This window comes from Paenibacillus sp. Aloe-11 (assembly GCF_000245715.1).
GTDB classification, from domain to species: Bacteria; Bacillota; Bacilli; order Paenibacillales; family Paenibacillaceae; genus Paenibacillus; species Paenibacillus kribbensis.
Window position 1 is genome coordinate 1 of record NZ_JH601064.1, and the last position, 13,670, is coordinate 13,670.

Genomic DNA, 13,670 nt, shown 5'->3' on the forward strand with positions numbered 1-13,670 from the left:
AATTATATCCCGGATACGTGGGCCGCCAAGCTTCGTGAGGAGAAAAAAATGCCGCTTGAGACAGTGGAACCTTATGTGCGTTATGCTGCCGATCGGTTCTCCAAATTCTACCCTATTTATATTATAAGCGGTGACACCGACTTCCCTTCCGAGCGCGCCAACCAATATTACCGCGTAGCTCTTCATACCGTAAAGCAGCACAGTCCGCAGTGCCTGACCACTCTGCATATTCAAGGAAGATTAGCGGTACTGCCAGAGGTATTTATTGATGATCCCCATTTGGATTTTTACATGTACCAGTCGGGACATAATTCACAATTTCAACCAACGGCTTACACACTCGCACTGGACTTCTATAATAAGACTGTCACCCGCCCAGTCCTCAATTCGGAGCCCTGCTATGAGCAGATGGGCTACAGTCGGAAAGTCTATGGCCGCTTCACCCGCGCCGATGTTCGTAAGGCAGCCTGGCAAAGTCTTCTGTCCGGAGCCTCTGCTGGCATAACCTATGGAGCCCACGGTATTTGGAGCTGGCATCGGAAAGGCAAAAAGTTCGGTGTAACCGGGGAAGGATTCGACAGTCCATATGATTGGCAGTCTGCTCTTAAATTTGAAGGGGCATGGGATTATGGATTGGCCAAATGGCTCTTCGGGATATACGGACTTACGGATATGCAGCCTTGGAACATTGTGCTTAAAAATACGGAAGAAATCCGTGCGGCTGTAACCGCAGATTACACAAAGGTCGCCATCTATGTTCCGGTCAACACTGTGCTGAAGCTGAACGCAGATCTTAGTGAATACAATTTTACGGTCATTGACCTGGAGAATCGTCGTTTTGGCACAACTTCAATCTCTGTGCAAGAGCAAATCACGACCATCGATATGCATGATTTCGAAGCGGATGTCCTGCTCATCGGCATTAGAAAGTAACCGATGAATGGCTCAAGGCAATCGGCTACTCCTAAAAGCTGATGTCTACAACCCGTCCGTCTACAATTATAGGCATAACAAAAGCCCATACCGGATAAGGTTGGGCTTTTCATAATGAAAGCGAAGCGTGGACGTGCAGAGTCACAAGGTAGCTGCTTATTATAAATAGCAAGGCGAACCGAAATAAAGAACGAACGTTCCCTTTTATACTCACATACAGTAAAATCTTATTTAAAGGGAGGTGCAGGCTGAATATTGCAGCAAGAATAATCCGATTCCTTTAAGCGGAAGATACTATTTGGCGTGGTGTACATGGCACATCCGATATGGTGTTATTTACCTTACGCTCTCAAATAAGCCAGGACTCCCCATCATAGAATTCCTTTTCGAGACGTCTTGAGACAAGAAGGAGGATGGGAAAACAATATTGATAATATGATAAACAAAGGGGAAATAAGGTATGAACAAATTTGGTTTGTATACAAAATTCATCGCTCACGAAGGTCAACGTGGCACTCTGATTGAAATGCTGTTGGAAGCTGCAAGTGGTATGGAATCAGTTGAAGGTTGCGATCTATATGTCGTAAATATTCCTGAGAATGACTCTAATAGCATTTGGGTAACGGAAATATGGAGTGATCCTTCAACTCATCAAGCATCGTTGTCTTTAGACGAAGCCAAAGTACTCATTCAGAGAGCAAGGCCACTCATTGCTGGTATAGAGCAAATTAAACTTCGCCCGCAAGGCGGAAAAGGAATCTAGTTTTGTTAAACAAACGGACACGATAGCAATAAACCGCCAAAAAAACGTAATTGCGTGTACAGTAAACACAAAAGGGTTCAACATATTAGCCGTGCACAATATGTTGAACCCTTTATTTGATTTTCTTAAGTTTAGGTCTTGATCAGTGTATTCATTACATGGATTCCAGCTTCTCTAGGACTGTCCCTTCCCGTACTCCACAAACTCGTCCACTGTAACAATCTGGCCGGGCCAATGTAATGCGGACGCCAGTTGACTTACAGGCGGAGCCTGAATATGGCTTTCCTGCATCAGAGCAGACTGCCAAAAGATTTCTTGGGCGGTGCTGTCCGAAATGACATGTTGGTTCGCCATGACAATAACCCGTTTGAAATGATTCGCCACATAAGCCATATCATGTGTAATTGTGATGACTGTTTTACCTTCCTGTGTAAGATAATCAATGATGCGAGTCAGTCGGTCCAATGAACGACGATCCTGCCCTGCGGTTGGCTCATCCAGAATAATGACCTTGCTCTGCATCGCGATAACCGCTGCAATGGTCACAAACTTGCGCATCGAATAAGGAAGACTGTAAGGATGAAGAGTCGCATATTCCGTCAGTCCTGTCAGCTCCAGCGCCGTGGCGATCATTCTCTTGGCCTCTGCAGCATCAACCTTGAGGTGCCGCGTGCTGAAAGCAACCTCTTCGTAAATGGTCTCATGGAACAGCTGATCATCAGGATTTTGAAAAACGTATCCGACCTTCGAAGAAATTTGAGCGGTTGTGTGATCTTTCGTATCCCATCCATCGACGATGACGGTCCCTGATGACGGCTTCAAAAGTCCGTTCATCAGCTTAACGGCGGTTGTCTTCCCGGCTCCGTTTTGTCCAATAATGGCTACCTTTTCCCCTGCCTGGAAGGACATCGAGATATGATCTACTGCTTTTGTACCGTTCGGATAACGGAAAGAAACCTGATTCAAGGACAATAAAGCCATTATTCAGCTCCCCCTTTTTTCAGCTTCGAAAATACAAGTTCTGCTTGCTTCTGTGTAATGGGAACCTGATTGACGAGCCCCTCCCCGAGCAGCTTCAGTCCCACTTCGGCATATTGGGGCAGTGAACCCCCATGCTCCATTACTTTCGGATTGCTCAGGGTCGCCTGGGTGTCTCCCTGCATTACGACTTGTCCGTCTTCCATCACTATAATCTGATCTGCATATTCCGCAATCCATTCCATCCTATGCTCCACGAGAATGATGGTTTTTCCCCGCTGCTTCATAAGATCGATAATACGGAAGATTTCCTCGGTGCCCTGCGGATCAAGCTGAGATGTCGGTTCATCGATAATGAGCACCTCAGGGTCCATGACGATCACAGCGGCAAAAGCCACCCGTTGCTTCTGCCCGCCGGATAGTTCCGTTGGATTGGAATCCGCTATCTTCTCCAGCTTCAGCAAGGCAATCACATCTTCAACTTTCCTGCGAATTTCGGCTGGTTCCAGTCCCAAATTTTCTAACCCATAGGCAATTTCCTCGAACACCGTCTCCTTGGCTCCGCTAATCTGTGTAAAGGGATTCTGAAACAGGTAGCCGATCCGGGAGGCAATGTCCCCCAACTCGTATTCCAGCAGATTTTTCCCAAAGAGCTTCACTTCCCCTTCCAGCTCTCCATTATAGAAATGGGGGATAAAGCCTCTGAGCACGCTGCACAGCGTCGTTTTTCCTGCACCGCCCGCGCCGATGACCGCGTAAAAAACGCCTGCTTCAATGTTGAGTGTCACCTGCTTCAAGGATGTCCAATCGTTAATCGGGTATCTGTACGATACATTTTTCATAGATAACAGGCTCATCCGATAACCCCCTTCCAGATAATCAATACAAGCAGCAGAAGCAGCACGATCCGTACGATCGTATCCAGCAGCCCCTTGGGTAATTCGGTCACATTCGTTTTTTTACGCTGGATCGTAAAAGCCCGGGATTCCAGTGTAATTACGCGTTCCTGCGTATTTTCAAAAGACGAGATAATCAATGTGCCAAGCACGGGGATGATGGCTTTGGCCCGGATCATCAGGCTTCCTTCCGTCTCCACCCCGCGCGAACGTTGAGCGTCCATAATAACATTCAGCTGTTGCCGCATCTGCGGAATGATTTGCAGAGTAGACATAATCACGTAAGTGACCTTCTTCGGCGTTCCCATTTTTTCCAGTGCAATAATCAGATCTTTTGTCTTTGTGATTTGGAAGAACAAGATAATCGAGGCTGTGATGGCAACGATCTTGGACGTCAACAGCAGACTGTAGCTCAAGCCTTCCTGTTTCAGACTGAGTATCCAGCCTGACCAGAGAACCGTATCACCCGGGTAGAAGAAGCCCTGAATTATAAAAATAAAGAGAACGATCAGCGTAACACCTTTAAAAAACAGACTGCAAAAGCCTTGGAAAACGCCAGCCAACAGTGCAATGACCATACATATCGGAAGAATGGCATATTGATAAGTATATCCCGGTACGATCAGAATGGAGATCAGTACAAAAAATACCCCCAACAGCTTGGTTGTCGGATAAAGCTCCAGAATGGACTTTTTCACTTCACCTGATCTCCCTTCCGGTTCATTTTTTTGGAACGCATATAAATATCACCGTAATGCATTTTAGATAGAAACTGTGGGGTCATTTTATATACAATCAAGGAGCTTGCCAGAATAGCCAGCACTTTATCGACAACACCCAACAGCAGCGTTTGCGAAAACACGGCGGTCCAGATCTGCTTGCCCGTTGCCAATAATGTTGCCATAACGATATCGCCACTTTGACCCGTTACTCCACCAAACAAAATGACTTGAATCGGACTGGAAGTCGCCGAAGAGACGACGGCAATCAATAGGCCGGAAACGATGATTCTCCAGGGCTTTACCAGCATCCGATACTTGGACAGGTAACCTGCGGTCAATCCAATCGCCATCGATGTGATGGCAAAAGGAATCGACACCGGATTCAGCATCCCGTTCACGACGTTGCCAAGTCCCCCTGTAACCAATCCCACCCACGGTCCAGCTACCATAGCTACTATACATGTACCAATCACATCCAAATAAATCGGCATTTTCAAAATGGTCATAAGCTGATAAGCCACAACATTAATCGCAACCCCGATCGGAATCATCGTAATCGCCAGCAGTGTAAAATCTTTTTTCAGACCCCGCTTCATAGTTGTCCCTCTTTCTATCATTTATTTGGATGAATGTGGTAACTGACATAAGCGGTTCGGCTACTGTCCATCGTTACGAATCCAACTTGACCGCTCACATAAGGGTTCTCATGATCGGTATAGTCCAGCAGAAGTTCTCCGTCTACAGAAATAGAAAAACGATTGTCAGCTGCAACGACCGAAATCCGATAATCCACACCGTGCCGCCAAATGAAAGGAGTCTCCTGCAAAGTACGCCAATTCGTACCTTCTTTTTTCATCAGAGCTAGATGGCCTTTCTTGAGCACCACTGCATAACTTCGAGATGCCCCCTGAACTCGGAACAGTACCCCATGGGACGAGCCGATGACCGGACGAATCGCAGCTTCATACGTGTAATCTTTAAAATAATGGGCCCCTGTATAAGCTTCCGCAGATTCACCAGCACCGCTTCCCGTTAGAAGACCGTCCTCCAGCATCCACAAGCCGCGAAGATGGGTCAGCTGTCTGACCTCCTGACGTAATGTCGGCCATACCTCCAGCTTTTCGGAAGCAAAAGAAATATCGATCTCAGGCTCGCCCTGCAATTGAACATTATCAATATAAGCCGTTAATGACTTCGGTTGCCCAAAGATTTCAGCCAGCGGAATCCATTCCACGCCAACCTCCGACAACACGGCTCCCGGGATCGACGGAACCTTCCAGGTCAGCGTCGTCCATTTCTCAATGGGCAATACGGTTCGCTCCCCGTATACCCGCGTTCCATCCTGAATGTTGTGTACATAAAGACGAGCGGCGACCTGCTCCTCATCTCCTTGCGAAATGTACACATTCATGGAAACGCTTTGTCCGGGATAAAATAACGGTGTAAAGCTTGGGTCATAACGACTGTCATTAAAATCCTCCGGCGTGTAATACGTCTTGAGATAGGTTCGGTAGCTCTCCCCCCCTACTAACGAGCTTATAGACACTTGAAGAGAACGTTTCCCACTAAAAGCGACCCGATCCGTATTGTTACATACCATCGTCACAGGCAATCCTTGCGGATAATGATTACGGAAGGCATGAGTGGAGCCTGGAAGCTCAAAATCAAAATGTGCGTGTACCCCAGGCTCGTCCGGTAGTTCCTGTCCCAGAAAATACCGTTTGGAAATCGCAACCGTATGTTGTGCAACAGTGGCAATGTCCTGAATGTTTTGGGAACCCACGACACTGGAAGCGCATACAAAGTCATTGATCGGTGCTGTCCATTGCACACCAATCCCGGTTAATCCCGTCAAAATTCCCACGATGGCTCCGACATTGCCGACATTGCAATCTGTGTCCCATCCGCACATGTTTGTAATATTTATTGAATTGGAAAAATCGCCATCGCCATACAACAACCCCAGCACTACAACGGCTGTATTCGGAATGATGTGGCATATGCCCGGATAACGATCATACCCGTAATGGCTTTGAATATAGCGGAAGCATGCCCGCCAGTCCCGAGGATGTTCGTTATGAAAACGGATGATATCCTTGACAACCTCACTGTAGCTGCTGTCTTGAGGAATCGTTGTGAGTGCCCGCTGAATGACTTCTTTTACCGAGGTAGACTCAAACGCCGCAGCACTACAGGCTGCCACAAACCGCCCTCCATAAATCCCGTTCCGGTCATGGGAAACGGATGACATCTTCTCGGCCAGATCCGCTGCTGCATCTGTGTCACCCGGAGCCAGCAATCCCCAGATATCACTAAAAATTTGACCGCCGATCTGCTCCGCCACTGCTTTCGTATTCTGCTCTAGCGAGCCCGATTGCGGAGCCGCCATCCCGTGCTTCAAATTAAGGTAAGCCGTATGCTCCGTGGATATACCATAGCCTCCCCACCAGAAAAAGCCGTGGCCATCCGCAATGTAATTCAACCATACCTTGCCCATATCTTCTGCGGTGACCTTTTGATGGAGAGGCAATTCCGCCAAAGCATGCATAAAAAAAAGCGGTCCATTAATGTCATCATCCGCCGCAAAGTTTTTAAAATCATATATATAATCCGTGATCTCTCCAAAAGCCCGTTCAATCCGTTCATACGTCCAGTTTTCAATATTCGCGCCATGACGCACGCCTATCACTTTGCCAAGCCATCCCGCATATACGCGTTCTGCATAATCCGAACGGTAAGTAACCAAGCTCAATCCCTCCTTGATTTTCAAAGTTTCATATCATGCCACTGGGCAGTAGGATGGTGCCTCTCACCGCCACGCAACCACTTCGCTGGTGCAGCACCATTCCGCCTCTTCGTTTTTATATTCATTTTTCGAGTTCGGCTGCCCTTATTATAAAGTAAGCGTTATTATTTTGACTTCTCATTAGCGTCCCCAAACTTCTCAAAATCTTCACTTAATCCGTACATTTCACGATATTCTTTCGGGGATGTACGGGTATTCGCCTGAAAAGCGCGATAAAACGAAGCCATACTCTGGAATCCACAGTCAAAGCAAATATTCGAGATCAGATCATCGGTGGTGACCAGCCGCTTTTTCACCTCACTCAGCCGAAGCTGAGCGAGATAATCTCGCAGACTTTTGCCTGTGTACTCTCGAAACAAACGTGAGGTCCGGGTTGGCGACCAACCTACTGTCTGTGCTACATCCGTAAGCTGAATATCATTGCCAAAATGCCGGTGCACATATTCAAGCATCTGTCTCAGCTCCCGGTATGAATGATTCATTCGTCTCCACTGCTCGCTTGAAATGGAGCTGATGTAATTTCTAAGCAGCATCACACTAATATCAATCAAAATACTGCGTGCCCTGGACAGGTATCCTACATCCTGCTGTGACAGTTCTTCATAGATGGCCATCATTCGGGGCTGCAACTGACGGGCAAGGGTCGTCTCTGCTGGAATATGATTCTGAAATTTCTCAGACTGATAGCTATAGGGAAGAAGCAGCTTCTCATCTTCGAGGAGCAGTATGCTTGGGTCAAAATTAATGAAGATAAATGTACTGGGGTTGGCTTCATCAGACTGCGCGATGTGCAGCTCGGTCTGGTTCACGATGAAAATATCTCCCGGGCGCACGGGATAGCATTTTTGCTCAAAGTAAAAAACGCCGCTGCCTGAAATGCAGCAGCCGACTTCCAGGCTGGTATGCGTATGGAATGGCTCCAGTATGGTTTCCGGTGTCCACTGGAACGCAACGATGGGAATATCGTGGGGATAGTCAATGTGTAATTTCAAGTTAGTCACCCCTTGGGTTAAAGCTTAGGTACGGTTTATTTGCAAAAAAGCTTACTGGATGTCTGTATGCTATGTATCCATATAACCGTCATTTTACATTATAGTACACTAAACAAAGGTTATTAATCCCAAAATCCAGAGTACATCACGGGTAAACTCCCGAATAATTGATGTGTATTGGAATAACCCACATACAGGAATGTGAGTTATAACATCGAATGGGACTAAAACGTGCTTGTTAATGTGTGCTTAGTCCGTAGAATATCTAAAATCAGTAGTCCTTTTTGGAGTGTCGTTACTTCATAAGTGTCTATCCTGGGTATCTCCTATGCACCGTTAGAGCCATAGGCTCACAGTATTGTTATGTTCTATTACCTTACAGCTTAGCACGTAATACACACGATGATTAAATATAATTCTTCTTGACATAAAAGCCGTCCTTAATGAAAGGACGGCTTTTATGTCTACAATATTTTAGTCTTAATCAGACCCGTTTGAGGCGATTACCTTCTTGTACCAAGCAAAGCTTTTCTTTTTTTCTTCTTAGGGTTCTTCACCCGTATTATCTTTATCGACATAAATGTATCCATACCGTTTTTTCATTTCTCCAGTAGATGCACTGATTAAGTCAATCGGCCCCAAGCTTGTGTATCCGATTAAATCGACACCATCCTGTTCTGCTTAGACAACAAGCGTCAGCAACTTATCTTGTGCCAAAACCGATGAGTTTGTTGTTTCAATAACATCCAAATAATCGCCGGTATTCGAGACTATAACTGGAGTGATCGGATTATATCCGGCTTCCTTAATTTTCTCAAGATCAAAATCAATCAATAGATCCCCTTGGCGGACCTGGTCTCCTGCCTTAACCCGAGGGGTGAAATATTGCCCTTTTAATTGAACGGTGTTGATTCCAATGTGAATCAATATTTCCGCACCATTCTCAGACAAAATAATTACAGCATGACCTGACTTGAGGATTGTGCCAATCGTACCGTTCACTGGAGATACGGCTTGGCCAACACTCGGAATAATTGCAATCCCTTTCCCCATAGCACCTTCTGCAAAAGCAGGATCGGGAACTTCAGTCAAGGATTTCACATCTCCTGTTAATGGGCTGAGGAGTACCTCTTTCTTCAAGATCTGCGAAACACCATTAAGGCTGACACTTGCTTCCGGTTGAACAGCCTTTACTTCTACTGTAGGAGTTGCGTCACTTGACTCAGTCACTGCAACAGCTTTTTTGTCTTGGTATCCGAAAAGAATCGTCAGAATCAAACCAATCCCCATGGCGGCGGCAATCCCCATTAAATAATACCCGACAGGTTCAAATGCACCGATTGAAAAAATATTTTGGAAGACAAATGCTGTAGCATACGTATGGAAACCGCCATTAATCGCCCCTCCGACAGCTCCGGCAATAATAACATATGGGATCGTGCGTTTGTAACGCAGCAATATCCCGTATACGGTCGGCTCAGAGACACCGGCTAACAACAGACTTAATGTAGAGGAACCGGCAATTGACTTCAAGGACTTTTCTTTAGATTTAAGGAAAACAGCCAGTGCCACCCCTGCCATTGCAAAGTTAGAAGCTGCCCACATCGCAAGGATTGGATCGGTTCCATTCGTAAGATTTGCCAGAACGATCGGAATAATGCCCCAATGAAGACCAAAAACAACAAGGAAAAAGATTAACCCGCCAATTACAGCTCCTGTTAACAGCCCGCTTACTCCCATGAGATAATTAATAGCATCTGCTATTGCGTTTCCGATATATACTCCAAATGGGCCAAAGATCATCGCAGTGAGTGGCACAATGATGACTAAGGATAATAACGGAACCAAAAACGTCTGCAGCTCTTTATGGATGATTTTCTTTAGATATTTCTCCACGTAAGAGAATATCCAAATAGCTACGAATACCGGAAAGACGGTTGCTGAGTAATCCATTAAGACTACAGGAATGCCTAGAAAGGAAGAAGTAGCTCCTTTAGCCAATAACCCCGTAAAGTTCGGTTCCATTAATGCTGCACCGATAACTCCACCTACATAAGGATTGGCGCCAAATTTGATCGCTGCAGTGACACCCAGGAATATAGGCAGGAAATAGAAGACGGCATTAGCTGCTGCAGCCAGAATAAGGTAGGTTCCACTTTCCGCAGATACCCAGCCAAAGGTTGTGAACAGGGTTAAAAAAGCTTTTAGTATCCCCGCTCCGGCCATTGCAGGCAACAAAGGAGAAAGACTTCCGGAAATCACTGCAAAAATTGTGGACAGAATCTTCTCCTTAGGTTTATCTCCATCCTCGGATGCAGTATTGCTCGCCCCTAGTTTGCTGGTTTTCATAATCTCTTGATACACGTGTGCAACGTCATTCCCGATAACCACTTGAAATTGACCACCACTTTCTACGACCGATAGCACTCCTTCCAAGCTTTTCAGCTTCTCTTTATCGGGTACATGATTGTCTTTTAAATTAAATCTCAACCGGGTTGCACAATGGACAAGATTCGTGACATTCTCCTCTCCCCCAATGTTCTGTACGATATCTTTCGCTAATCTTTCGTACTTCATTTGTGCTCGCTCCTTTAAACCTCATTCTGGTTTATATGAAATAAAAAAACCTGAATAGGTGATTAAGTACACTGAAAAACAGTACACTTATCACTTATCCAGGCTTTGCCCAACTAATGGTAACAACCCTGCTATTTATTGTAATAGGTTAATCTCTGCTGGTCACACGCCTAATATGGAGCATGAAATAGACCATTTCACCTTCGGTTGTCTCAACTTGATACTCTTCCCGTAAATATGCTCTTACTTTCTCACTGCAGGCAAAAGCTTCAGGATACTTGGCAACGACTTGTTCGTAGAGCTCATCATCCTCAGAAGGAATCGATTCATGACGTATGGTGCGATAAGAAAAATATTTTAAGTGAGTCACAAAGCGGCTATAATTTAACGAATTCTCATCTAGCTCTATCCCATAATGAAGTGTTACTATATTAAGAATTCCTTGAACCATCTGGGTAACCATCAAGGTCTGTTCCATTTCCTGACCATCCTGCTGACCATTTACAAAATGCATTGCGATAAAGCCAGCTTCATCTACAGGTAGTTTAACTCCGGTTTCCTTTTCAATTAAGTGTAAAGCATGCATTGCCGTGTGATATTCTTTCGGATAGAACTTCTGTATCTCCCAGAGCAGCGCATTCTTGAGACTCAATCCCTGCACGGAGCGCGTAATTGCATAACTAATATGATCTGTAAGAGCCAGGTAGATATTATTACTAAAGGAAGTGTGTAGATCCTTTACTGCATAACGGATAATTTGATCTGTCAATTCTAGATGCTTTGGAGGAATCTCACTCAGTAATGTAGATAGCCGCTCAGATAATTCCTTAGTCTCCATCACGAAGGTCTTTTCAATTTTTGATGGATCTATATTTCCACCTGGATTTTTCTAATAGGCTAGTCCCTTTCCAATAACAATGATCTCGGATCGATTCGGCCCTTCAACCAGTGCAACATTATTGTTAAATATTTTTTTAATCCTCATGAGTTCGCCCACTTTATATTTTTTACTAACAAAAAAAACCTAAACTAATCCTAAACTAAATATAATTTAGCACGGATTGGTTTAGGCTTTGCCTGCGATGCAGTAACAACCCTAATATTAATTGTAGATTTATTATATAAGATGGGGAGAACGTTCTCAACAAAAAAATAATCTCAGATCTGGATTTGAACACCTGTCGCTTAATTTCGGAATTGCATAGCTAAAATATCACCTGAACGAGGTTTAGCTGGTCCTGTAGCTAAGAATTTGTATAACAAATTTTTATTGTAGTCGAGCAAAGGTAATTTTCCCTTTAGATAATGTTTGTCTTACTTCTTGTTATAAAAAACAGGCTGTCCTTTTTCACCATAAAATAAGAAAACTTAGATCAATTATTAACAGATGATTTTGTATTTACTTTGCCTTTATTCCCGATTTTACTGGGTTTTCGGGGATATTCACTGTCTCATTTGATAATATAATTAGTCTCAAATGATGTTATAAATCATACTGCAACAGGTGTGAGTTATAACATGATTTAGGATAAACCCACTTTTCTATACAACAAACTGAGATTTTATCAAAACAAAGAAAAAAGTATTGCTTTCTAAAAGGGACAATGAAATAAACAACATCATTATAAGTTGCAACTATAAAATATCAAATGCTTTAATTAAATGGCCATTAGTCTCGTCAATATCTTTTAAAGCTGCACAAAGCTTTTTTGCGAAAAAAATATATATCTAAGGAAATCATTGACGCTTATGCGAAAACGATGGAAATGAGCGCCAGTTACCTCTACCTTTCACGAAAACTAATCTTGAAAAAGGAGACGCTAGCTCAAAAAATAGACGATTATATCACGGTCAATATCAAAGAAAATCTTTCCGTTTCCGTTCTCTGCAAACACTTTGGGATCAGTAAATCGCATCTTTATAAGCTATCGCAGCAAAGCTTCGGTATGGGTATCGCCGAGCATATTCGTAGTACACGGATTCACTTGGCGAAGCAACTGTTAGGTGATACGGATGCGCCAGTCTACGAAATTGCGGAACAAGTCGGAATATCCGACTATAATTATTTTACGAAGGCGTTTAAACGGGAAACGGGGGTTCTACCGACGACGTATCGAAAAGAAAGTGCTTTGAGGTATAGAATGACTTGACCGTATAAAGGCCGCTACTGCAAAACACTAATTGGAGGAATTTATGGAGAACAAAAGGTATTTTTCAATTGGGGAAGTTTCTAGATTAAAAAATGTTACGATAAAAGCCTTACGTTTTTATCATAATATTGGCTTGTTAATACCTGCATACATTAATCCCGATAACGGTTATCGCTACTATACAATTAATCAATTCATCTATCTTGATATTATAAAAATTTGCAAAGAAAGTAATGTAAGTGTTAAAGAAATTAAAGCTTTATTTGCTAAGGCCGATACTAATTACCTTAAACTATACTTAGAACAAAAGAATGAAGAAGTTCATAGAGAAATAAAGAAATTAGAGCAACTTAATAAACGAATAGAAACATTAAAAATAGCTATCCATTCATCTGAAGATGAACTTATGAACAATGGATTTAATATTCAGACATTTGAAAACAGATACTTTTTAAGTTTACCTACTCAAGGTGGAGAACTTAATGAGATAAAGTCATTCGATAAGTTAGATGAAAAATTAGACGAATTTGCAGCCCATACGTTTCAGTATGGATTAATTTATTCATGTCACTATGATAATTGGAAGATCAGTGATGTATTTCGTCTAATAACATCAGATGATTATAGATTGCTTAAAGATACCTCTACTGTATCTAAATTATCCAAGGGAGAATATTTAACTGTTAATTGTACGGGAGATACTGAAATTGAAACATTTCAGTTGGTAAAAGAATATTTGGAGAAAAACAGTTTGACGTGTAATAAGGTTTATATGTTTTATTTAGTAACAGATGTTTTTAATCAATATAATCACTTCTCCCAATTTCAAATTAGCCTAAAGCCCACCCCATAA

11 protein-coding genes and 2 pseudogenes are annotated in these 13,670 nt (G+C 43.5%); 4 read left to right on the forward strand and 9 right to left on the reverse strand.

The annotated features are described in order from the left end of the window. Together WG8_RS19915 and WG8_RS19920 are read left to right on the forward strand one after the other, a co-directional pair. Positions 1 to 933 (forward strand): apiosidase-like domain-containing protein (locus WG8_RS19915; protein WP_007432045.1); only part of this gene is annotated, 933 nt, incomplete at its 5' end. Positions 934 to 1,393: 460 nt separating this feature from the next. Then, positions 1,394 to 1,696 carry a putative quinol monooxygenase gene (locus tag WG8_RS19920; protein ID WP_007432046.1) on the forward strand — a complete coding sequence of 101 codons (303 nt, stop codon included), beginning with the start codon at positions 1,394 to 1,396 and terminating at the stop codon, positions 1,694 to 1,696. A 174-nt stretch (positions 1,697 to 1,870) separates the two neighbouring features. Here WG8_RS19920 and WG8_RS19925 read toward each other — a convergent pair whose 3' ends face one another. The 9 genes and pseudogenes from WG8_RS19925 to licT form a co-directional block, all read right to left on the reverse strand. Further along, entirely contained in the window at positions 1,871 to 2,677 is an 807-nt protein-coding gene (locus WG8_RS19925) for an energy-coupling factor ABC transporter ATP-binding protein (protein WP_007432047.1), read from the reverse strand. Then, positions 2,677 to 3,531 (reverse strand): energy-coupling factor ABC transporter ATP-binding protein, encoded by an 855-nt coding sequence (locus WG8_RS19930; protein WP_007432048.1) that lies wholly within the window; start codon positions 3,529 to 3,531, stop codon positions 2,677 to 2,679. The genes WG8_RS19925 and WG8_RS19930 overlap by 1 nt, the downstream gene beginning before the upstream one ends. Beyond that, the gene (locus WG8_RS19935; RefSeq protein ID WP_007432049.1) at positions 3,528 to 4,268 is read right to left on the reverse strand and encodes an energy-coupling factor transporter transmembrane component T; all 741 of its coding nucleotides are present in this window, start codon (positions 4,266 to 4,268) and stop codon (positions 3,528 to 3,530) included. The genes WG8_RS19930 and WG8_RS19935 overlap by 4 nt, the downstream gene beginning before the upstream one ends. Continuing rightward, a complete protein-coding gene (locus WG8_RS19940; protein WP_007432050.1) occupies positions 4,265 to 4,888 on the reverse strand; it encodes an ECF transporter S component in 624 nt (207 codons plus the stop codon). The genes WG8_RS19935 and WG8_RS19940 overlap by 4 nt, the downstream gene beginning before the upstream one ends. Before the next feature lie 17 nt (positions 4,889 to 4,905). Further along, on the reverse strand, positions 4,906 to 7,038 hold the full coding sequence (locus tag WG8_RS19945) for an ADP-ribosylglycohydrolase family protein (protein WP_007432051.1): 2,133 nt from the start codon (positions 7,036 to 7,038) through the stop codon (positions 4,906 to 4,908). Between the two features lie 164 nt (positions 7,039 to 7,202). Beyond that, the gene (locus tag WG8_RS19950; protein ID WP_007432052.1) at positions 7,203 to 8,090 is read right to left on the reverse strand and encodes a helix-turn-helix domain-containing protein; all 888 of its coding nucleotides are present in this window, start codon (positions 8,088 to 8,090) and stop codon (positions 7,203 to 7,205) included. A gap of 480 nt (positions 8,091 to 8,570) precedes the next feature. Beyond that, positions 8,571 to 8,771, reverse strand: a pseudogene (locus WG8_RS29580) (family 1 glycosylhydrolase); the annotation flags it as partial. Then, on the reverse strand, positions 8,772 to 10,667 hold the full coding sequence (locus tag WG8_RS19955; protein ID WP_007432053.1) for a beta-glucoside-specific PTS transporter subunit IIABC: 1,896 nt from the start codon (positions 10,665 to 10,667) through the stop codon (positions 8,772 to 8,774). Between the two features lie 148 nt (positions 10,668 to 10,815). Then, positions 10,816 to 11,652, reverse strand: a pseudogene (licT, locus tag WG8_RS19960) (BglG family transcription antiterminator LicT). Between the two features lie 820 nt (positions 11,653 to 12,472). Between licT and WG8_RS19965 the strand changes: the two are divergent. Both WG8_RS19965 and WG8_RS19970 read left to right on the forward strand, forming a co-directional pair. Further along, positions 12,473 to 12,817 carry a helix-turn-helix transcriptional regulator gene (locus tag WG8_RS19965; RefSeq protein WP_157136346.1) on the forward strand — a complete coding sequence of 115 codons (345 nt, stop codon included), beginning with the start codon at positions 12,473 to 12,475 and terminating at the stop codon, positions 12,815 to 12,817. Positions 12,818 to 12,860: 43 nt separating this feature from the next. After that, positions 12,861 to 13,670, forward strand: coding sequence for a MerR family transcriptional regulator (locus WG8_RS19970; protein WP_043891277.1), 810 nt, complete (start codon positions 12,861 to 12,863; stop codon positions 13,668 to 13,670).